This window comes from Pantoea phyllosphaerae (assembly GCF_051025595.1).
Taxonomy (GTDB): Bacteria; Pseudomonadota; Gammaproteobacteria; order Enterobacterales; family Enterobacteriaceae; genus Pantoea.
The window spans coordinates 69,052-91,376 of sequence record NZ_JBPFDE010000005.1 but is presented as its reverse complement, the minus strand read 5'-3'; the positions used below and the strand labels follow the sequence as shown (position 1 = coordinate 91,376).

At 58.2% G+C, this 22,325-nt stretch carries 15 protein-coding genes; 8 read left to right on the top strand and 7 right to left on the bottom strand.

Translation table 11 applies throughout. The features are described from left to right. Positions 1 to 150: 150 nt before the first annotated feature. The 3 genes from focA (at position 151) to pflA (ending at position 4,262) form a co-directional block, all read left to right on the top strand. Positions 151 to 1,011 (top strand): formate transporter FocA, encoded by an 861-nt coding sequence (gene focA / locus ACR6A7_RS08890; protein WP_434124518.1) that lies wholly within the window; start codon positions 151 to 153, stop codon positions 1,009 to 1,011. A 68-nt stretch (positions 1,012 to 1,079) separates the two neighbouring features. After that, entirely contained in the window at positions 1,080 to 3,362 is a 2,283-nt protein-coding gene (gene pflB, locus ACR6A7_RS08885; RefSeq protein WP_434124517.1) for a formate C-acetyltransferase, read from the top strand. Positions 3,363 to 3,521: 159 nt separating this feature from the next. Beyond that, positions 3,522 to 4,262 (top strand): pyruvate formate lyase 1-activating protein, encoded by a 741-nt coding sequence (gene pflA, locus ACR6A7_RS08880; protein WP_434124515.1) that lies wholly within the window; start codon positions 3,522 to 3,524, stop codon positions 4,260 to 4,262. A 65-nt stretch (positions 4,263 to 4,327) separates the two neighbouring features. Here pflA and ACR6A7_RS08875 read toward each other — a convergent pair whose 3' ends face one another. The 6 genes from ACR6A7_RS08875 to lrp all read right to left on the bottom strand — a co-directional run bounded on the left by ACR6A7_RS08875 (position 4,328) and on the right by lrp (position 13,500). Further along, a complete protein-coding gene (locus tag ACR6A7_RS08875) occupies positions 4,328 to 5,479 on the bottom strand; it encodes an MFS transporter (protein ID WP_434124514.1) in 1,152 nt (383 codons plus the stop codon). Between the two features lie 302 nt (positions 5,480 to 5,781). Next, the gene (gene serS, locus ACR6A7_RS08870; protein ID WP_434124513.1) at positions 5,782 to 7,074 is read right to left on the bottom strand and encodes a serine--tRNA ligase; all 1,293 of its coding nucleotides are present in this window, start codon (positions 7,072 to 7,074) and stop codon (positions 5,782 to 5,784) included. A 90-nt stretch (positions 7,075 to 7,164) separates the two neighbouring features. Continuing rightward, the gene (locus ACR6A7_RS08865; RefSeq protein ID WP_434124512.1) at positions 7,165 to 8,508 is read right to left on the bottom strand and encodes a replication-associated recombination protein A; all 1,344 of its coding nucleotides are present in this window, start codon (positions 8,506 to 8,508) and stop codon (positions 7,165 to 7,167) included. Between the two features lie 7 nt (positions 8,509 to 8,515). Next, positions 8,516 to 9,127, bottom strand: a complete 612-nt coding sequence (lolA, locus tag ACR6A7_RS08860; RefSeq protein WP_434124511.1) for an outer membrane lipoprotein periplasmic chaperone LolA — start codon at positions 9,125 to 9,127, stop codon at positions 8,516 to 8,518. Positions 9,128 to 9,304: 177 nt separating this feature from the next. Further along, complete coding sequence (locus tag ACR6A7_RS08855) at positions 9,305 to 12,886, bottom strand: DNA translocase FtsK 4TM domain-containing protein (RefSeq protein ID WP_434124510.1); 3,582 nt, start codon at positions 12,884 to 12,886, stop codon at positions 9,305 to 9,307. Between the two features lie 119 nt (positions 12,887 to 13,005). Next, positions 13,006 to 13,500, bottom strand: a complete 495-nt coding sequence (lrp, locus tag ACR6A7_RS08850; protein ID WP_006118610.1) for a leucine-responsive transcriptional regulator Lrp — start codon at positions 13,498 to 13,500, stop codon at positions 13,006 to 13,008. Between the two features lie 528 nt (positions 13,501 to 14,028). Here lrp and trxB point away from each other — a divergent pair. The 5 genes from trxB (at position 14,029) to infA (ending at position 19,924) form a co-directional block, all read left to right on the top strand. Continuing rightward, positions 14,029 to 14,997 (top strand): thioredoxin-disulfide reductase, encoded by a 969-nt coding sequence (gene trxB / locus ACR6A7_RS08845; protein WP_434124509.1) that lies wholly within the window; start codon positions 14,029 to 14,031, stop codon positions 14,995 to 14,997. Between the two features lie 137 nt (positions 14,998 to 15,134). Continuing rightward, the gene (gene cydD, locus ACR6A7_RS08840; RefSeq protein WP_434124508.1) at positions 15,135 to 16,904 is read left to right on the top strand and encodes a heme ABC transporter permease/ATP-binding protein CydD; all 1,770 of its coding nucleotides are present in this window, start codon (positions 15,135 to 15,137) and stop codon (positions 16,902 to 16,904) included. After that, positions 16,904 to 18,634 (top strand): heme ABC transporter ATP-binding protein/permease CydC, encoded by a 1,731-nt coding sequence (gene cydC, locus ACR6A7_RS08835; RefSeq protein ID WP_434124507.1) that lies wholly within the window; start codon positions 16,904 to 16,906, stop codon positions 18,632 to 18,634. Before cydD ends, cydC begins: the two co-directional genes overlap by 1 nt. A gap of 31 nt (positions 18,635 to 18,665) precedes the next feature. After that, the gene (aat, locus tag ACR6A7_RS08830; protein ID WP_434124506.1) at positions 18,666 to 19,358 is read left to right on the top strand and encodes a leucyl/phenylalanyl-tRNA--protein transferase; all 693 of its coding nucleotides are present in this window, start codon (positions 18,666 to 18,668) and stop codon (positions 19,356 to 19,358) included. A gap of 347 nt (positions 19,359 to 19,705) precedes the next feature. Further along, a complete protein-coding gene (gene infA, locus ACR6A7_RS08825; protein ID WP_002211347.1) occupies positions 19,706 to 19,924 on the top strand; it encodes a translation initiation factor IF-1 in 219 nt (72 codons plus the stop codon). 89 nt (positions 19,925 to 20,013) lie between these two features. Here infA and clpA read toward each other — a convergent pair whose 3' ends face one another. After that, complete coding sequence (clpA, locus tag ACR6A7_RS08820) at positions 20,014 to 22,290, bottom strand: ATP-dependent Clp protease ATP-binding subunit ClpA (RefSeq protein WP_434124505.1); 2,277 nt, start codon at positions 22,288 to 22,290, stop codon at positions 20,014 to 20,016. Positions 22,291 to 22,325: the final 35 nt, after the last annotated feature.

The window sequence follows — 22,325 nt, the reverse complement described above, 5'->3', positions numbered from 1 at the left end:
TTAATCATTAAAATTCAACAAATTAACCGACATACCCCTTTATTTATATCGTTTCGCCCTGCACTCTTCCGGTCAAATATGATCCAGATCAAATCCTGTCCTATACTCCTTTGTTAGTATTTTTCCAGACATCTTTTGGAGAGCGTTAGTGTGAAAGCTGACAACCCTTTTAATCTGTTATTACCGGCCGCAATGGCCAAAGTGGCGGAAGATGCTGGAGTTTATAAAGCCACTAAACATCCCTTAACCACTTTCTTCCTTGCCATTACCGCTGGCGTTTTTATTTCCATCGCGTTTGTTTTTTATATTACTGCCACCACCGGCACCACTGGCATGCCTTATGGCGTGGCGAAACTGATCGGCGGTATCTGCTTCTCGCTGGGATTGATTCTGGTGGTGGTATGCGGTGCCGATCTTTTTACCTCCACCGTGCTGATTGTCGTCGCAAAAGCGAGCGGACGTATCTCCTGGGGCCAGCTGGCGCGAAACTGGATCAATGTCTATTTTGGCAATCTTGTTGGCGCGCTGTTTTTCGTCGCCCTGATCTGGTTCGCTGGCGAGCATATGACGGCCAACGGCGCATGGGGTTTGAATGTGCTGCAAACTGCCGACCATAAAATGCACCACAGCTTTATTGAAGCCGTCTGCCTGGGCACGCTGGCGAACCTGATGGTCTGCCTGGCGGTCTGGATGAGCTATTCCGGCCACAGCCTGACGGATAAAACCCTGGCGATGATTCTACCGGTCGCCATGTTCGTTGCCAGCGGCTTCGAGCACAGCATTGCCAATATGTTCCTTATTCCGTTAGCGATCGTCATTCGCGATTTTTCTGCCCCGGCTTTCTGGCAAGCCGCCGGTGCCAGCGCCGACCAGTTCCAGGCGCTTACACCCGTCAACTTTATCATCGACAACCTGATTCCGGTCACGCTCGGCAACATCATCGGCGGCGGCTTGCTGGTTGGGTTGACCTACTGGGTGATCTATCTACGCAACGGTTCTACCGCACATTAGTGATTCTGACCGACGCCGCGTAGCTGGCGGCGCCAACGTAACGTCTTCTTAGATAAGGCAGGTATATCATGACCGATCTGAATACAAAACAGGCTGCGGCCTGGGAAGGGTTCGCCGAGGGCGAATGGCGGAACAGCGTCAACGTTCGCGACTTTATTCAAAAGAACTATACGCCGTATGAGGGCGACGAGTCCTTCCTGGCTGGCGCGACTGAAGCGACCACTAAGCTGTGGAACGACGTGCTGGAGGGCATCAAAATTGAAAACCGCACGCATGCCCCCGTCGATTTCGACACCGACCTCGCCTCGACCATTACCGCGCACGACGCCGGCTATATCAATAAGTCGCTGGAAAAAATCGTCGGCTTGCAGACCGAAGCTCCGCTAAAACGCGCCATTATCCCGTTCGGCGGCATCAAAATGGTGGAAGGCTCCTGTAAGGTTTATGGTCGTGAGCTGGACCCTGGTCTGAAAAAAATCTTCACCGAATACCGTAAAACCCATAACCAGGGCGTGTTCGACGTCTATACCCAGGACATCCTGCGCTGCCGTAAATCGGGCGTGCTGACCGGGCTGCCGGACGCTTATGGCCGCGGCCGCATCATTGGCGACTATCGCCGCGTCGCGCTGTATGGCATCGACTTCCTGATGCAGGACAAGCTGGCCCAGTTCCATTCGCTGCAGCACGATTTGGAAAATGGCGTGAACCTGGAAACCACTATTCGTCTGCGCGAAGAGATTGCTGAACAGCATCGCGCGCTGGCCCAGATTAAAGAAATGGCCGCTAAGTATGGCTGCGATATCTCCGGTCCGGCGACCAATGCGCAGGAAGCGGTGCAGTGGACCTACTTCGGCTATCTCGCCGCGGTGAAATCACAGAACGGCGCCGCGATGTCCTTTGGCCGCGTTTCTACCTTCCTGGACATCTATATCGAACGCGATATGCAGGCTGGCAAACTCACCGAAGAGCAGGCGCAGGAGCTGATTGACCATCTGGTAATGAAGCTGCGTATGGTGCGCTTCCTGCGTACGCCGGAATATGACGAACTCTTCTCCGGCGACCCAATCTGGGCAACAGAATCGCTGGCGGGTATGGGCGTCGACGGTCGTACTCTGGTGACGAAAAGCACCTTCCGTTTCCTGAATACCCTTTACACCATGGGTCCGTCGCCTGAGCCGAACATGACCATTCTGTGGTCAGAAAAGCTGCCGGTGAACTTCAAGAAATATGCCGCTAAAGTCTCCATCGACACCTCGTCTCTGCAGTATGAGAATGACGACCTGATGCGTCCAGACTTTAACAATGACGACTACGCCATCGCCTGCTGCGTCAGCCCAATGATTGTTGGCAAACAGATGCAGTTCTTCGGCGCGCGCGCCAACCTGGCGAAAACCCTGCTGTACGCAATCAACGGCGGCATGGATGAAAAAATGAAAATGCAGGTCGGCCCGAAAGAGGCGCCTGTAATGGACGACGTGCTCGATTTCGATACTGTCATGGCGCGTATGGACCACTTCATGGACTGGCTGGCGAAACAGTATGTGACCGCGCTGAACATCATCCACTATATGCATGATAAGTACAGCTACGAAGCGTCGCTGATGGCGCTGCACGATCGCGACGTCTATCGCACCATGGCCTGCGGTATCGCCGGTCTGTCAGTGGCAGCCGATTCGCTCTCAGCGATCAAATACGCCAAAGTGAAACCGGTTCGCGACGAAGACGGCCTGGCAGTAGACTTTGAAATCGAAGGCGAATATCCGCAGTTTGGTAATAACGATCCGCGCGTTGATGACCTGGCCTGCGACCTGGTTGAACGTTTCATGAAAAAAATTCAGAAACTCACCACCTACCGCAATGCCGTACCGACACAGTCTGTGCTGACCATTACCTCTAACGTGGTTTATGGTAAGAAAACGGGCAATACACCGGATGGTCGTCGCGCCGGCGCGCCTTTCGGTCCAGGTGCCAACCCAATGCATGGACGCGATCAGAAAGGCGCCGTCGCTTCGCTGACCTCTGTGGCTAAACTGCCCTTCGCCTACGCGAAAGATGGTATCTCCTACACCTTCTCTATCGTGCCGAATGCGCTGGGTAAAGACGACAACGTGCGTAAAGCTAACCTTGCTGGCCTGATGGATGGTTACTTCCATCATGAAGCGAGTATTGAAGGCGGCCAACACCTTAATGTGAACGTGATGAACCGCGAGATGCTACTGGATGCGATGGAACATCCGGAAAACTATCCGCAGCTGACCATCCGCGTGTCCGGCTATGCCGTCCGCTTCAACTCGCTGACGAAAGAGCAGCAGCAGGATGTGATCACCCGTACCTTTACTAACTCGCTATAAGCCTGATGCTTTAAGCTGTAAAAAGGCTCCTTCGGGAGCCTTTTCTCCAAGGCCCGTTTTGTCTGCGCTCTCACGGCAGAAATCAGTCAAAACCGACTTTATCATCGAGCACAACAGAGAGTGTGCGCCTGCTACAGGCTAACCTGGAGAAACATCGCAATGTCTTGCAACGGTCGTATCCACTCATTCGAATCATGCGGGACGGTTGACGGTCCCGGCATCCGTTTTATTACTTTCTTCCAGGGTTGCCTGATGCGCTGCCTCTACTGCCATAACCGCGATACCTGGGACACGCACGGCGGAAAAGAGATCACCGTCGAAGAGCTGATGAAAGATGTGCTTTCCTACCGCCACTTTATGAACGCCTCTGGCGGCGGCGTAACCGCCTCCGGCGGCGAAGCAATTTTACAGGCTGAATTTGTGCGCGACTGGTTCCGTGCCTGTAAAGCGGAAGGCATTCATACCTGCCTGGATACCAACGGCTTTGTGCGCCGCTACGATCCGGTAATCGACGAACTGCTGGACGTCACCGATCTGGTCATGCTCGATCTCAAGCAGGTGAACGATGACGTCCATCAGATTCTGGTGGGCGTCTCTAACCATCGCACACTCGGCTTTGCCCGCTACCTGCAAAAAAAAGGCAAGCGCACCTGGATCCGTTATGTGGTCGTACCCGGCTATTCCGACGACGACGATTCAGCGCATCGGCTCGGTGAATTCACGCGGGATATGGATAACGTTGAAAAAATTGAGCTGCTGCCTTATCACGAGCTCGGCAAGCATAAATGGATTGCGATGGGCGAAGAGTACAAGCTTGAGGGCGTGAAGCCGCCAACGAAAGAGACCATGGAGCGCGTGAAAAACATTCTTACCAGCTACGGTCATCATGTTATGTATTAATGAAAAGGGAGCCCAGGGCTCCCTTTTCATTTCTTTGTCGTGCTTAAGACAGCGACGCAGAAATATCAGGCGTGCGCCACCGGCGTCGCCTGATGATCGGCTTTACGCAGCAGCATCATCAGATAGACCAGCGCCACACCGGCAATCATCACAAACAGAATGCGATCGGAATAACTCTGCATCAGCACTGCCGTCATGCTGGGGCCAGCCAGGCTGCCGATGGTATAGCTTAACAGCAGCGCCTGATTCATCGCTACCAGCTCATGATGCGCTACGGTCTCGCAGGCCCATGACATCGCAACCGGATAGAGCGTAAAACCTGCCAGACCCAGCACAAAGAGCGCCGGCGCCATTGCGGCATTGGTCAGCATAGCAATTGCGCCTAAAATCACGACAAACACCTGAACGCGCAGTACCAGCAGGCGGCCAAAGCGATCCGCCAGGCGGCCTACAGGCCACTGCCCGACGATGCCGGCACTGACCAGCAGCGCCATCCAGTAGCCGACGTTCGCGTCGCTCATGCCCTGATGCGAGAGATAGAGCGGCATCAGCCCATAGAGCGATCCCAGCACGATGCCGGAAATAATACAGCCGTTAATGCCAAGTCGAGAGCTACGACGACGCAGCATTGGCCAGATCTTGCCCGGCGCGGCGTCGGTCGCCTCACCTGCGGCGGTGACCTTTACGAATACCAGCGGCAGAATGGCGCAGATCATCAGCGCGGTCAGCCAGGGGATTACGCTGAACAGCTCGGTTGAGACTTTGCTAACCAGCAGCTGGCCTGCCACGGTGCCAAGATAGTAGACAATCATGTAGGCGGCCAGCAGCTGGCCGCGATTGCGTACCGTACCGCTGCAGAGCAGCGCGCTCTCTACCACCACCCAAATTAACGCGCAGCCGACGCCAGCGCCAAAGCGCAGCAGCGACCAGGCCCAAAAACCATCCATCATAAGTAAGCCAAAGGTCGCAGCAGCAAATACTGCGGTGGCCAGATAGTAGCTACGGTTAAAACCGTAATGCTTGATCAGCCAGCCGGCCAGCAGCGTGCCAGCCAGATTACCGGTATAGAAAGAGGAACTCACCACGCCTACCTGCCAGGTATCCAGCGCATCGTGAGTCAGCCACAGCGGAACCAGCGTATTAAGCACAGCAATGGCAATCGTCAGCAAAAGCAGGCCGCAAAGCAGCAGCACCACGGGACGTGACCAGGTGGACATAGAAATAAAACCAAAGAAGAGAGAGGAAGTTGCGCGCAGTTTGCCACTGGCTAATTTAAAGGAAAAGCACAAAAAAATGGCGCAGCACATTTTGCTGCTGGATAATTTAATTTATTAATCTTCAGTAGGTTATAGAAGTGTCAAACGAGACCATATTTGCTGCTATCCTGATGAAAAACAGGCTTTTTGGACGCGACGCGGTCGCGCAGGTCGATAACGTTTATTTCTGATAGATTATTGCCGCGAAGGGCTTCAAATATAAAAAAACCCGGACAGGTCCGGGTTTCTGCTTAATGCGCGTATCAGCCGATAAACTCGACGCCGTTCATATAGGGGCGCAATACTTCCGGCACCTGGATACGGCCGTCAGCCTGCTGGTAATTTTCCAGCACCGCAACCAGCGTACGGCCTACCGCCAGGCCCGAGCCATTCAGGGTGTGCACCAGACGCGGCTTCTTGTCGGTTTTGCTGCGGCAGCGCGCCTGCATGCGACGCGCCTGGAAATCCCACATATTGGAGCAAGAGGAGATTTCACGATAGGTATTCTGCGCCGGCAGCCAGACTTCCAGATCGTACGTCTTGGTAGAACCGAAGCCCATGTCGCCGGTGCAAAGGAGCACTTTGCGGTACGGCAGGTTCAGCAGCTGCAGCACTTTCTCTGCGTGGCCCACCAGCTCTTCCAGCGCATCCATCGAGGTTTCCGGCGCGACAATCTGCACCATCTCCACCTTGTCGAACTGATGCATGCGGATCAGGCCGCGCGTGTCGCGTCCGTAAGAGCCGGCCTCAGAGCGGAAGCAAGGCGTATGCGCGGTCAGTTTGATCGGCAGACTCTCCTCTTCAACAATCTCGTCGCGCACCAGGTTGGTCAGTGGCACTTCCGCGGTCGGGATCAGCGCATAGTTGCTGCTCTCTGACTCCTCTTCCAGCGGTCGGGTATGGAACAGATCTTCGCCAAACTTCGGCAGCTGACCGGTACCGTACAGGGTCGCATGGTTGACCAGATAAGGCACGTAGGTTTCCAGATAGCCGTGCTGCTCAGTGTGCAGGTCGATCATAAACTGGCTAAGGGCGCGATGCAGACGGGCAATCTGTCCCTGCATCACTACAAAGCGCGAGCCCGTTAGCTTGACCGCAGAGGCGAAGTCTAAGCCTTTCGCCATCTCTCCCAGCTCCACGTGATCTTTCGCCGGGAAATCGAACTGGCGTGGCTCGCCCCAGCGGCTGACCTCCAGATTCTCGCTGTCATCTTTGCCCAACGGCACCTCGTCCGCAGGCAGGTTCGGCAGCGCCAGGGTAAAGTCACGAATTTCAATCTGCAGGGCATCCAGTTCCGCTTTGGCCGCATCCAGGCGTTCGCCCAGCGCGTTCACTTCCTGACGCAGCGGCTCGATATCTTCCCCACGTGCTTTGGCCTGACCGATGGATTTGGATCGGGAGTTACGCTCGGCCTGCAGATTTTCCGTTTCTACCTGCAGGACTTTACGGCGCTCTTCTAAGGAGCGCAGCGTTTCCACATCCAGTTTGAATCCTCGGCGTGCCAGTTTTTCTGCGACTGCGTCTGGCTCATTACGCAGCAGATTGGGATCGAGCATGCTTATCCTGTGTAATAAAAGGTTAAAAAAAGGGGTGCATTCCCGCTGGAATGCATTGAAATCCTTGCTCACCTTACCGTAACGCCTGTTTTAGCGGTAGCGTTTTGTCGGGCTATTTTGATCCTGTTCAGCCAGCCAGGCGAGCTTTTCACCAATTTTGCCTTCGAGGCCACGCTGGGTCGGTGTGTAGTAGCGCGTCTGCGCCATTTCCGGTGGAAAATAGACCTCGCCTGCCGCATAGGCATGCGCTTCGTCATGGGCGTAGCGGTACTCTTTGCCCAGGCCCATCTCTTTCATCAGGCGGGTCGGCGCGTTGCGCAGGTGCTCCGGCACGTCATAATCGGGATGCTCGCGCGCATCGCGCATCGCCGCTTTGAAGGCGTTATAAACGGCGTTGCTTTTCGGCGCGCAGGCAAGATAGACGATCGCCTGAGCGATAGCACGTTCCCCTTCGGCAGGCCCAACGCGGGTAAAGCAGTCCCAGGCGGCGATCGCCACCTGCATAGCGCGCGGATCGGCGTTGCCGACATCTTCCGAGGCGATCGCCAGCAGGCGTCGCGCGACATAGAGCGGATCGCCGCCGGCGGTGATAATGCGTGCATACCAGTAAAGCGCCGCATCCGGCGCTGAACCGCGGACCGATTTATGCAGTGCCGAAATCAGATCGTAAAAGCGGTCGCCTTTGTTGTCGAAGCGCGCGGCGCGCTCACCAGACACTTCAGTCAGCAGCTGCGGCGTCAGCTCGCGTTTGCCCTGCGCGTTGCTCTCCGCCATATCTGCCATCATTTCCAGCGTGTTGAGCGCGCGACGCGCATCGCCGCTGACCAGTTCGGCGATCATACGCCGCGTATTGTCCGGCAGAAGAATATCGCTGTCGCCATAACCGCGCGTTTTGTCCTGCATCGCCTGATCGAGCACCTGCTCAATATCTTCCGTGGTCAGCGATTTCAGCAGATAGACGCGCGCGCGTGAGAGCAGTGCGGAGTTAAGTTCAAACGAAGGGTTTTCGGTTGTGGCGCCGATAAAAGTAATGGTGCCGTCTTCGATATGCGGCAAAAACGCATCCTGCTGACTTTTGTTGAAGCGGTGCACTTCGTCGACGAACAGAATGGTGCGGCGGCCGACCTGACGGCTATGGCGCGCCCGCTCGATCGCCTCGCGGATCTCTTTGACACCCGAGGTGACGGCGGAGATACGCTCGACGTCGGCATTGCCGTAGCGCGCGATAATCTCCGCCAGCGTGGTTTTACCTGTACCCGGCGGCCCCCAAAGAATCATCGAGTGCAGATGGCCAGCCTCGATTGCGCGCGGCAAAGGCTTGCCGGGCGCCAGCAGATGCTGCTGCCCGATATACTGCTTAAGCGTTTCGGGGCGCATACGCGCCGCCAGCGGCTTAAAATCTTCAGAGGAAAAATCCAGAGACAGATTACCCACGCTCACCTCACTGACGCTGGTCGTCTACCGTCACCCCTTTAGGTGGCGTGAAGGTAAACTTATCGGGACTGATAGCGCCGTTTTTCTGGCTTTTAAGCTGATAGCTGCTGCGCTGGCCATCCTGCTCAATGGCGCTGAACTGATTAATGGTGCCCGTCGGGGTAACCGAAAGCGTGAACTGTTTGAGATTGCCGTCGCTGTTTTTCGGCGTCAGCTCAAACGTATCGCCCTGCTGTTTAATGTTGTACTGCTGCCAGTCACTCGGCTGGTTGCGGGCAATCAGCATAAAAGGTGTGTTGCTGGTGGCGTTTTTCAGCAGGCTGACGCTCGCCTGTTCCACAAATGGGTTGTAGAACCACAGGTTTTTACCGTCAGAGATAATCACGCTCTCGTCCGGCGCGGTCATGTGCCAGTTAAACAGGCTGGGACGCTTCACCCACAGCTCGCCTTCGCCTTCCTGCACGTTGGCGCCGCTGCTGTCGGTGACTTTCTGGGTGAAGCTGGCGTGGAAGCTGTTAACTTTGTTCAGACGCTGCTGCAGATCGCTGGAGGCGTCCGCCATTACGCTGGCAGACGCAAAAACGGCCAACAGGCCAGACACGATTACGCTTGTTTTCATCCGCTTCAATTCCTTATTTATCTCTATCCAGTGAATACCGTTTTAATTCTGGTTGCCGTTTTAGCATTGAGCCAGGAGAAAAACCCGAAAGCTTTCTCTGATATAAGGGGAAAATGCCACCTGAACAATGGGCCAGTAAAAACTGGCCCATGATTGTTTGTTGCAAAGCGTGTCGCGCTACATTTCGTGCGGCGGCGGTGAAAGCACTTCGCGGTTGCCGTTGTGGCCTGGCTCTGAGACGATACCCTGCGCCTCCATCTGTTCGATAATGCGCGCGGCGCGGTTATAGCCGATACGGAACTGGCGCTGTACGCCAGAGATAGAGGCGCGTCGCTTGTCGACCACAAAGGCTACTGCCTGGTCGAACAGCGGATCCAGCTCTTCGTCGCCTTCCAGACCTCCGCCACCGCCCTCGCTCTCCTCGCCGGCGGTAATGCTTTCAATGTACTGCGGACGTCCACGCGCCTTCCAGTCCTGCACCACGGCGTGTACTTCCTGATCGCGCACGAAGGCGCCATGCACGCGCACCGGCATTGAGGAGTTAGGCGGCATATAGAGCATGTCACCCATGCCCAGCAGCGATTCAGCACCGCCCTGGTCAAGGATGGTGCGCGAGTCAATTTTACTTGAGACGGTAAAGGCGATGCGCGTCGGGATATTGGCCTTGATCAGGCCGGTAATCACATCCACTGACGGGCGCTGGGTCGCCAGCACCAGGTGGATGCCCGCGGCGCGCGCTTTCTGCGCCAGACGCGCAATCAGCTCTTCCACCTTTTTGCCGACCGCCATCATCAGGTCGGCAAACTCATCCACCAGCACCACGATGTAAGGCAGTTTTTCCAGCACCGGCGGCGTCATATCCATACTGTCGCCAGGCTTCCAGAACGGGTCGGGAATCGGACGGCCCATCGCTTCAGCCTGTTCAACTTTTTCGTTGTAACCGGCAAGGTTACGCACGCCGAGTGCCGACATCAGCTTGTAGCGACGCTCCATCTCGCCGACGCTCCAGCGCAGCGCGTTAGCTGCGTCTTTCATATCGGTAACGACTTCAGTCAGCAGATGCGGGATGCCCTCATAGACCGACAGCTCAAGCATTTTCGGGTCGATCATGATAAAGCGCACCTCTTCCGGCGTCGCCTTATAGAGCATGCTGATGATCATGGTGTTAACGCCAACCGACTTACCGGAACCTGTCGTACCAGCAACCAGCAGGTGCGGCATCTTCGCCAGATCGGCGACCACCGGCTGACCGGCGATATCTTTGCCCAGCACGACCGCCAGCGGCGACGGGTTGTCGCGGAATTTGGCGCAGTCGAGCACTTCGCGCAGGTAGACGGTCTGACGATGTTTGTTAGGCAGCTCCAGGCCAACATAAGGCTTGCCGGGGATCACCTCAACGACACGCACCGCTACCGCAGAGAGCGAACGCGCCAGATCGCGCGACAGATTGGAGATGCGCGCGGCTTTGACGCCCGGGGCCAGATCCAGCTCGAAACGGGTAATAACCGGGCCCGGCGAGATGCCGACCACTTCCGCTTTGACGCGATAGTCGCCCAGTCGCGCCTCAACCAGGCGCGCCGTTTGCTCCAGCGCAAACATATCGACCGGCTCCTCTTCCGCAGGCGGAGAGGTAAGCAGATCAAGCGTTGGCAGCGGCGTGGAGGGTTTCTCCAGCGGCTGGTTATGACGCATCAGGAAAGGATGAATCAGGCTGTTATCCAGCGAAGCGGGCTGTGAAGTCGTCGGCTGCGCAGCGGCAGGTGCTGGCGACTGAAACACGGGCGTTGGCTCAGGCTCGGCGACAGGAGCCTGAAACGCGGGCGCTGGCTCCGGCCCGGCGGCAGGCGCGAAAGCAGCTGCAGGTTCGAACGCGCTGGAGACCGGCGGCGCGGCCACGGAAACTGCTGGCTGGGCAGCCGCCGCTTCCGCGGGCTGCTGCCACGGCGTATGCGTCGCCGCGGGCGCTTCCGGCTCTGGGGCGCTGGCGATAGTAAAGATCGGTTCGTTCGGCCCCTCATCCACCAGATCTTTCATCGGCGAGAAGTCGAATGCGGCGGAGGTATCCAGGCTAAAGGCGGGTGCCTTCTCTTCCTGTTCTTCGGCGGCGTAGCGCTGCTGCTGCTGAGCGGCAAACTGCTGCGCCAGCGCAGCCTGTTCGATCGCCTCTTCAGCTTCAGGTTCCTCTTCCCGCTGCCAGCTCTCGCCGTAACGCTGCTGCTGCTGACTGGCGAACGCGTCACGCAGCTGCGCCTGCTCTTCAGCCTGCTGCTGTTCCGACCATTCGGCGTGCGAATCTGCTGGACGATCGGTCTCGGCGCGCTGCTGCTCCTGCGCTTTGGCTTTTTCTTCCGCCATACGCTGAGAAGGCAGCTTAATGCCGTAGGAGGCGAGCTCGCGGCGCGTCGGCAGTTTTACCGGATTAGGACGCGGCAGCGCCGGTCCAATGCCCTGCTTCACCTGCGGATTGTGGTTGGTTTCTGGAGCGATATCGAACAGCGGCGCAGAGCTTGCCTGCGCCGCCGCGGCAGCGGTGGTCACGCTTGCTGCGGCGGTCATATCGGCGTCGCGCCAGTTGCCCATCTGCGGACCTTCATCCTCTTCCCAGCCGGTAAACGCGGGCGCGGCAGTTTCTTGCGGCATCTCAAAACGGTAGCGCGGCGGCTCGGCAGGCACAGCAGGCTGTTCGGCCGCTGGCGTATAGGGGGCGGACTGCTGAGGCGCGGAGAAAGCGTCAGGCGCCGTAGCCTGCCCGGCGGCTGACGGCTGTACGGCCGCGACAGGCGCGGCGGACGTTGCAGCAGGCGCGGAGGGTGTCGGCGCCGATGCCGAAGTATCAAACGCTGGCGTAGCCGCAGCCGCCGGAGCGGGCGTAACGGCCGATGCGGCATTCGCCGCCGGAGAAGCCGCAGTCGCCGCTGACGACGCGACAGCTGATACGCCTGCAGCCTGAGCGGCCGACGTCAGCGCAGCATCCGTTGCCGCAGCGGCTTTCGCCAGCAGCGGATCGCCAGCATCAGGCGCCGCGCGATCGGCCTGAGCACGCGGCGCGGCCAGCAGCACATCTTCGTCATCCTGCACGGCCGCCTTAACGCGCGGCGCGACGTCAGCGTCGTCCTCATCTTCCTGCCAGGGTTCGTCACGGCGCGAACGGTTGCTGGCGAACGTCAGCACGCCCATCACCACGCCGCCGATGCGCTCGGCGATGGTCAGCCACGACCAGCCCGTATAGAGCGTAATGCCTGCCGCCCAGACGCAGAGCAGCGCCAGCGTGCCGGTAGCTGGCGAGAACCAGGGCGCAATGGCGTTGCTCACCAGGCTGCCGATAACGCCACCGGAGGCGAAATACCAGATATCGTCGGCGTTGAGCGCAGCCAGCCCGCAGGTGGTCACCACCAGCGCCAGCACGCCGATCAGGCGCAGGCCGATAGCGAAATAGTCGATATAGTCCTGCCGATCGCGCTGACGAAACGCGATCCAGCACAGACCGACGATCACCGGCGGAATGGCATAGGCCATCACGCCGAAAATAAACAGCAGCGTATCCGCCAGCCAGGCGCCCATGCCGCCGCCGAGATTATGGATCGGCTCATGCCAGGCAGTTTGCGACCAGCTCGGATCGGAAGGATTGAAGCTGACGAGCGAGACCATCAGATAGACGGCGAAAAGCGAGACGAGAATCAGCAACGCTTCCAGCAGACGACGTCCACTGCTCAGCGGTTTTAACGAAACTTCTTTGTCTTCTGTGTATTCCTGGCTCAAGAGAACTCTCCAGGTGCCTGTAAATTATGAAGGCAACAGCGTCGGGCAAGCCCGACGCTGGTCCTGTATGAATTCACAGGAGTGTATCGAAATATCGCAGGTTTTGCACCTGCGCTGCGTTATCGGGTTTTGATCACCAGCCGATTGCTCTGTTTGACCTCTTCCATCACCACGTAAGTGCGGGTGTCGTTGACCCCCGGCAGGCGCAGCAGGGTTTCGCCAAGCAGCTTACGGTAGGCGGACATATCCGGCACGCGCGTCTTCAGCAGGTAGTCGAAGTCGCCGGAAACCAGGTGACACTCTTGAGTTTCCTCAAGTTTTTGCACAGCGGCGTTAAACTGTTCAAACACATCCGGTGCGCCACGATTCAGAGTAATCTCAACAAAAACCAGCAGTGACGCATCGAGATAGTGCGGGTTAAGTTGCGCGGTATAGCCAAGAATAAAACCCTGACGTTCCAGACGACGCACACGCTCAAGACATGGCGTAGGCGATAATCCTACGCGTTTGGAAAGCTCTACGTTGGAAATACGACCATCTTTCTGAAGCTCATTCAGAATATTTCTGTCGATTCTGTCGAGATCTTTTCCGGGGCGTTTCTTATTGTCTACCATTATTATTGTCTCTCTTAATTCCTTCCCTTTACCTGCCACGCCCTGGAAACGTTCACTGTTCAAGGCATTAGTGAAGCGAAAAAATCAGAGCCTGTGCGCGGTCGCGCATCCATCCGCATGACGCATGTTGTCTGTCCACATCATGCGTCATTACCCAGGTCAGGCTGTAATTTATCGGCGAAAAAAGGCAAAACCAGGCACGAAAACCTGTTTCGACTCTCTTCTTCTGCATCGCTTCTGCCATTGTTTTCGCAAAAGCGCAGGCGATTGTCAAAGTAAAAAGACCAAATTCAGGACAAGATGCCAGACAGACCGCTGGGTAACTGTTTTTAAATGAGAATTTTTGTACTCTTGCACCACTAAAAACCGATAAATGCCCCTTTTTAGCGCAGCTGGCGTGCAAAACCCGCCATTATCGTCTACGCCGTTTGCAGCTATCGGTAACAAAATTTTCCAGCCCTTTTTTTGCCACGGTAAATTCCCTACAATCCCAGGTCATGTAGTCAGCCGAATGAAACTGAGGATCATATGAGTACGGCCAAACACAGTAAATTGCTCATTCTGGGCTCAGGCCCGGCGGGTTATACCGCGGCGGTCTATGCTGCCCGCGCTAACCTGAACCCGGTGCTGATCACCGGCCTCGAAAAAGGCGGTCAGCTGACCACCACCACCGAGGTAGAGAACTGGCCCGGCGACCCGCACGATCTCACTGGCCCCTCGCTGATGGAACGCATGCATGAGCATGCTGAGAAATTCAATACGGAAATCATTTTCGACCATATTCACACCGTCGATCTGCAGAACCGTCCGTTTCGTCTTATCGGCGACAGCGCCGAATACACCGCTGACGCGCTGATTATCGCGACTGGCGCATCGGCGCGCTATCTGGGACTCCCTTCCGAAGAGGCGTTTAAAGGCAAAGGGGTTTCCGCCTGTGCGACCTGCGACGGTTTCTTTTACCGCAATCAGAAAGTCGCGGTTATCGGCGGCGGCAACACCGCAGTGGAAGAGGCGCTCTATCTGGCGAACATCGCGGCGGAAGTGCACCTGATTCATCGTCGCGACAGCTTCCGCGCGGAAAAAATCTTAATTGACCGCCTGATGGAAAAAGTGCGCAGCGGCAATATCGTGCTGCACACCGATCGCACGCTGGAAGAGGTCGTGGGCGATCAGATGGGCGTGACTGGCCTGACGCTGCGCTCGACGCAGAACGAAGCGGAAACCGAGTCGCTGGACGTGGCAGGTCTGTTTGTCGCCATTGGCCACAGCCCGAATACCGCGATCTTCGAAGGTCAGCTGGCGCTGGAGAATGGCTATATCAAGGTGCAGTCCGGCCTGCACGGGAACGCCACTCAGACCAGCATCCCCGGCGTGTTCGCCGCAGGTGACGTGATGGACCATATCTACCGCCAGGCGATCACCTCTGCCGGCACCGGCTGTATGGCCGCGCTGGACGCCGAGCGTTATCTTGACGGTCTGGTTAAAAACGATCGGTAAGTTGTTAATTAGCTGATCTAACTTATGCGGGGCGACTGTTTTTCAGTCGCCTTTTTTTATGCCGTCGTGCTAGATTCAGGCGCCTGAAGAGCTACCTTCTTATCCTTTCCTGGATATCGACAACGCTACGGTCTCGCATGAACAAAACCCGGCAACAGGAACTGACCCGCTGGCTGCGCCAGCAACGCGCTTATGGTGGCCGCTGGCTGCGGTTGACCTCGCTGTTTGGGCTGGCGAGCGCGCTGGTGATTATTGCCCAGGCCTGGCTGCTCGCCTTTTCGCTGCAGGCGCTGATCGTTGAGCAGCGGCCGCGCGCCGATCTGCTTCTCCCCTTCGCCCTTTTGCTGCTCTGCTTTGCGCTGCGCGCCCTGCTTAACTATGCACGCGAAGCCGCAGGATTTCGCGCTGGTCAGGCGATTCGTCAGGCGCTGCGTCAGCAGGTGCTGGATCGCCTTTCCGCGCTTGGCCCGGCGTGGATCCGCGGCAAACCAGCAGGCAGCTGGGCGACGCTGCTGCTGGAGCAGATCGAGGAGATGCAGGACTACTATGCGCGCTATCTGCCGCAGATGACGCTGGCGGCGCTGATCCCTTTGTGCATTTTGCTGACCGTTTTCCCGCTCAACTGGGCCGCCGGTTTGATCCTGCTGGCCACCGCGCCGCTGATCCCGCTGTTCATGGCGCTGGTCGGCATGGGCGCCGCCGACGCCAACCGCCGTAACTTTACTGCGCTGGCGCGCCTCAGCGGCGATTTCCTCGATCGGCTGCGCGGGCGCGAGACCCTGCGCCTGTTTCATCGCGCCGAAGCAGAAACCGCTGCTATCGCCGCCTCCACCACCGATTTTCGCCAGCGCACCATGGAGGTGCTGCGCCTCGCCTTTCTCTCCTCCGCCGTACTGGAGTTTTTCGCGTCGCTGGCGATTGCGGTGGTGGCGGTTTACTTCGGCTTTTCCTATCTCGGCGAGCTTCATTTCGGCGCCTGGGGAAGCGGCGTTACGCTGTTTGCCGGTTTCGTCGCCCTGATCCTCGCGCCGGAATTCTTTCAGCCGCTGCGGGATCTCGGCGCGTTTTACCACGCCAAAGCGCAGGCGGTCGGCGGCGCGGAGGCGCTGGAGCGCTTTATGCGCGAGAGTCCGCAGCCTGCCGCCGCCGAAGGCGCGGCAACGCTTCCCGATGCTGCGCCGCTCGCCATTGTCGCTCAGGATGTGATTGCCCTGAGCCCAGAGGGCAAAAGCCTGTGCGGTCCCCTCAGTTTTACGCTTGCGGCCGGCGAGCGCGTGGCGCTGGTCGGCCAGAGCGGCGCAGGAAAAACCGTGCTGATGAATGTGCTGCTCGGCTTCCTGCCCTATCAGGGCTCGCTGCGCGTCAACGGCATTGAGCTGCGCGAGATGAGCCGCGCCTACTGGCAGCGGCAGATCGCCTGGCTTGGGCAAAACCCACAGCTGCCCGCCGGGACGCTGCAGGAGAATATCGTGATGGGAAACGAGCGAGACGACGTCGATCTGGACGCTCTGCTTACCGACTGCGGCGTCAGCGAATTTTTGCCGCGCCTTTCGGCAAGCCTGCAGACACCCGTCGGCGATGACGGCGCGGGGCTCTCTGTCGGCCAGGCACAGCGCATCGCGCTGGCGCGCGCGCTCTATAAGCCCGCGCGTCTGCTGCTGCTGGACGAGCCCGCCGCCAGCCTCGACAGCCGCAGCGAACAGCATGTGATGCGGGCGCTCGACAAAGCATCACGTCGCCAGACCACCCTGATGATCACCCACCAGCTCGATGCGCTGCAGCAGTGGGACGCAGTCTGGGTGATGCAGGAGGGTCAGCTGGCGCAGCAGGGCCACTGGCGCGATCTTATTGCCGAGCCGGGCCCGTTTCGCCAGATGGCCTCGCATCGTCAGAAGGAGATTTGCTGATGTTCGCCCTGCGTCCTTTCCTGCGCCTGTTTTTACGTCATCCCTGGCGGCTGTCGCTGGGCGTGTTGCTTGCTATTGTTACGTTACTCGCCAGCATTGGACTGCTGGCGCTGTCGGGCTGGTTTCTTGCCGCCTCGTCGCTGGCGGGCCTTGCCGGACTCTACAGTTTTAACTACATGCTGCCCGCCGCCGGTGTTCGCGGCGCGGCGATCTCGCGCACCGCCGCGCGCTATTTCGAGCGGCTGGTCAGCCATGACGCGACTTTCCGCGTTCTGCAACACCTGCGCGTCTTTACCTTCAGCCGGCTTATTGCGCTGGCACCGGGCCAGCTGGCAGCGTTCCGCCAGGGCGATCTGCTCAACCGCTTTGTCGGCGATGTCGATACCCTCGACCATCTCTATCTGCGGGTGATCGCGCCGCTGGCTGGCGCTTTTGTGGTGATTGTGGTGGTGACACTGGGCATCAGCCTGCTGGACGTGCGGCTGGCGCTAACCCTCGGCGGCATAATGCTGGCAACGCTGCTGCTGTTGCCGCCGCTGTTTTACCGGCTGGGCACACCAGCCGGGCGCGCCATTGCGCAGCAGCGCGCGCAGTGGCGACTGCGCCTCATGCACTGGCTGAGCGGACAGGCTGAACTGGCGATATATGGCCTCTCTGACCGCTGGCGTCAGCAGCTTGACCGTGATGAGGCGCGCTGGCAGCAAGCGCAGCGGCAACAGCAGCGTCTGCAGGCGCTGTCGCAAAGTTTACTGCTGCTGATAAGCGGCACCACCGTGACGCTGTTACTGTGGATGAGCGCCGCAAGCCTGACGCACGATGCTTCGTCCGGCGCGCTTATCGCGCTGGTGGTCTTCTGCGCGCTGGCCGCCTTTGAAGCGCTGGGCCCGGTTGCCGGTGCCTTTCTACCGCTGGCGCAGGTGATCGCCGCCGCGCAGCGCGTTAACGGCATAATCGGCCAGACGCCCGCCATCCGCTTTCCTGCCAGCGCGGCCAGCGCAGCGGGCAGCCTCTCGGTGTCGCTGGACCAGGTCACCTTCCGCTATCCGTATCGCTCCGAAGCGGTGCTGGAAGGATTTTCGCTACAGGTGCGGGCGGGTGAACGTGTGGCGCTGCTCGGTCCTACCGGCTGCGGTAAATCCACCCTGCTGGCGCTGCTGACGCGCGCCTGGGACGTGGAGGCGGGATCGATTACGCTACAGGACGTCGCGCTGCGCAGCTGGGATGAGAAATCGCTGCGTCAGCGCGTCAGCGTGGTGACGCAGCGCGTGCATCTGTTCAACCAGACGCTGCGCGAGAACCTGCGCGTGGCGCGTCCCGACGCCAGCGACGTGCAGCTCAACGCCGTACTGCGCCAGAGTGGGCTGACGCGGCTGCTTGAGAGTGAGGAAGGACTCAACGCCTGGCTTGGCGAAGGCGGTCGTCCGCTTTCGGGCGGCGAACTGCGTCGCCTGGCGATTGCGCGCGCGCTGCTGCATGACGGCGATCTCTGGCTGCTGGACGAACCCACCGAAGGGCTCGATGCCGCCACCGAACAGCAAATTTTAGCGCTGCTGCAGCGGGTCACCGCTGGCAAGACCCTGATAATGGTCACGCACCGCCTCAGCGGGCTGGAGACGCTTGATCGCCTCTGCGTGATGGAAAATGGCCAGATTGTCGAACAGGGCACGCATCACGAATTAATCTCAAAAGAGGGGCGCTACTGGCATTTCCAGCAGCGCTTTGCGCTATAGTCTTAGCGAAAAAGCGACGAGTAACGATGCGATGAGACTGGTGCAACTGTCACGGGAATCCCTTCATTTTCCTCCGCCAGAGATGGCGCTGCGCGAGCCGAATGGCCTGCTGGCGATGGGCGGCGATCTCTCCCCTGCCCGCCTGCTCAGCGCCTATCAGCACGGCATTTTTCCCTGGTTTTCGCCGGGCGATCCGATTTTGTGGTGGTCACCCGATCCCCGCGCGGTACTCGTGCCAGAAGCTTTCCATCTCAGCCGCAGCATGGCGCGGTTTCATCGCCGTTCGCCATACCGCGTCACCATGAATCACGCCTTTTTCGAGGTGGTGGAAGGCTGCGCCGCCGGTCGTCAGGAGGGCACCTGGATCACTTTCGAGGTCAAGCGCGCCTGGCAGCGCCTCTATGAGCTGGGCCATGCGCACTCCGTGGAGGTCTGGCAGGATCAGCAGCTGGTCGGTGGCATGTACGGCCTTGCGCTCGGGCAGATTTTCTGCGGCGAGTCGATGTTCAGCCGCAGCGAGAACGCCTCGAAAACCGCACTCTGGGTATTTTGTCAGCATTTCATAAAACATCAGGGCAGGCTGGTGGATTGTCAGGTTTTAAATCCGCACACCGCCTCGCTGGGCGCGCGCGAGATACCGCGCGTCGACTATTTGCAGTATGTTCAGACCCTTGCCTGGCAGCCCGTCAGCGCCGGCTGCTGGCGTACTCAAACCCTTTTTTAAGCCTGCGCAGATGTTTTGCACACAATCAGACGCAAAAGTGGTATAATAGTCGCGTTTGGTATGTCGTCCGCGCTTCGCAACGGCGAGCCGGAATTGCCAGGCTGGGAATCACAACGCACTCCCGGAACTGTTTCAGATGAGCGCGTGTTACCGCCTACTGACGCAGATTCTTAGCCCGTTAATCCCCCGCAGACGTCACATAAACACCCGAATTTAACCGAGATGCTTGTGCCCTCGCGCGAAGCACGGCGAAGCGTTGGCCTTACCGCCAACGTTTCTTTACATAAATCGTGGAATTCGGCATTATCTTGCCGGTTCACTGAAAGCTAGTCCACCCAGAGGATTCGATGGCCAAAGAAGACAATATTGAAATGCAAGGTACCGTACTGGATACGTTACCTAACACCATGTTCCGTGTAGAACTCGAGAACGGTCACGTGGTTACCGCTCATATCTCCGGTAAAATGCGCAAAAACTACATCCGCATCCTGACGGGCGACAAAGTGACTGTTGAGCTGACCCCGTACGACCTGAGCAAAGGCCGCATTGTCTTCCGTAGTCGCTAAGCGGCTTCGTTTCGCTTTCGCCGCCTGAACGGCGGTGAAAAAAAAGGCCAGATTCGCATCTGGCCTTTTCTATTTCTATCGCACGGCGCTTAGTGAACCGTGCCTTCCGTTTTGCGTTTTTCCGCGCTGAGGAAGTGGTAGGTCAACTGGTTCTTCTCTTTGTCGAGCGCCACCGAAACCGATCCGCCATCCACCAGCGAGCCAAACAGCAATTCGTTGGCCAGCGGTTTCTTGAGGTTTTCCTGCACCGTACGCGCCATCGGACGCGCGCCCATCGCCTTGTCGTAGCCCTTCTCTGCCAGCCAGTCGCGCGCTTCGTCGCTGACCTCCAGCGAGACGCCCTTCGCATCCAGCTGCGCCTGCAGTTCGACAATAAATTTGTCCACGACCTGATGGATCACTTCCGGTGACAGGTGGCGGAACCAGATAATGTTGTCGAGACGGTTGCGGAACTCCGGCGTAAAGATCTTTTTAATCTCTTCCATCGCGTCGGTGCTGTTGTCCTGATGGATCAGACCAATCGATTTACGCTCGGTTTCACGTACGCCCGCGTTGGTGGTCATCACCAGCACCACGTTGCGGAAGTCCGCTTTACGGCCGTTGTTATCCGTTAGCATGCCGTTGTCCATGACCTGCAGCAGCAGGTTGAAGACGTCCGGATGCGCTTTCTCGATTTCGTCAAGCAGCACCACCGCATGCGGATGCTTGATCACCGCATCGGTCAGCAGGCCGCCCTGATCGAAACCGACATAGCCCGGAGGCGCACCAATCAGGCGGCTCACCGTATGACGTTCCATATACTCGGACATATCGAAACGCAGCAGCTCGATGCCAAGCGCCTTCGCCAGCTGAACCGTAACCTCGGTTTTCCCAACCCCAGTCGGACCGGCGAACAGGAAGGAGCCGACAGGTTTACGATCCTGGCCCAGTCCGGCGCGGCTCATTTTAATCGCTTCGGTCAGGGCTTCAATGGCGTTATCCTGGCCGAACACCAGCATTTTCAGGCGATCGCCAAGATTTTTCAGCGTGTCGCGGTCGGTTGCTGACACGCTCTTCTCAGGGATGCGCGCGATACGCGCCACCACGCTCTCGATATCGGAGACGTTGATGGTCTTCTTGCGCTTGCTGGCTGGCATCAGACGCGCCCGCGCCCCCGCTTCGTCGATCACGTCAATCGCTTTGTCCGGCAGATGACGGTCGTTGATATATTTCACCGCCAGCTCCACCGCGGCGCGCACCGCTTTTGCGGTATAGCGCACGTCGTGGTGCGCTTCATATTTCGGCTTGAGACCGTTCAGGATCTGCACGGTTTCATCCAGCGTCGGCTCGGTGATATCGATCTTCTGGAAGCGACGCGCCAGCGCGCGATCTTTTTCGAAGATATTGCTGAACTCCTGATAGGTGGTTGATCCCATCACGCGGATTTTCCCGCTGGAGAGCAGCGGCTTAATCAGGTTCGCCGCATCGACCTGGCCGCCGGATGCCGCGCCTGCGCCGATGATCGTATGGATCTCATCGATAAACAGAATGCTGCTGTTATCCTGCTCCAGCTGTTTCAGCAAGGCTTTAAAGCGCTTCTCAAAATCGCCGCGATATTTGGTGCCCGCCAGCAGCGAACCGATATCGAGCGAGTAGATAGTGCACTCCTTCATCACCTCCGGTACGTCGCCCTGCACAATGCGCCAGGCCAGGCCTTCCGCGATGGCAGTTTTACCGACGCCCGACTCGCCCACCAGCAGCGGGTTATTTTTACGGCGGCGGCACAGCACCTGAACGGTACGCTCCAGCTCTTTGTCGCGACCAATCAGCGGATCGATTCCGCCGACGCGAGCAAGCTGATTAAGATTGGTGGTGAAGTTTTCCATACGATCCTCCCCGCCTGCTTGCTCTTCGTTGACCGGGTTCTCACTGTGCGGCGCCTGACCGGGTTCGTCTTTGCGCGTGCCGTGAGAAATGAAGTTCACCACGTCTAGACGGCTGACTTCATGTTTGCGCAGCAGATAGGCCGCCTGCGACTCCTGCTCGCTGAAGATGGCGACCAGCACATTGGCGCCAGCAACTTCGCTGCGGCCCGATGACTGGACATGGAATACCGCGCGCTGCAGAACGCGCTGGAAGCTGAGCGTGGGTTGGGTATCGCGCTCCGCTTCACTGGCGGGCAGCACCGGTGTGGTTTGTTCAATGAAAGCTTCGAGTTCTTGCCGCAGCGCGACAATATCGACGGTACAGGCTTCCAGTGCCTCTCTGGCCGACGGGTTGCTGAGCAGAGCCAGCAACAAATGCTCGACGGTCATAAACTCATGACGGTGCTCACGCGCTCTGGCGAAAGCCATGTTTAAACTGAGTTCCAGTTCTTGATTGAGCATAGGCACCTCCCCCAATTATCGCTCTGACAACCTCA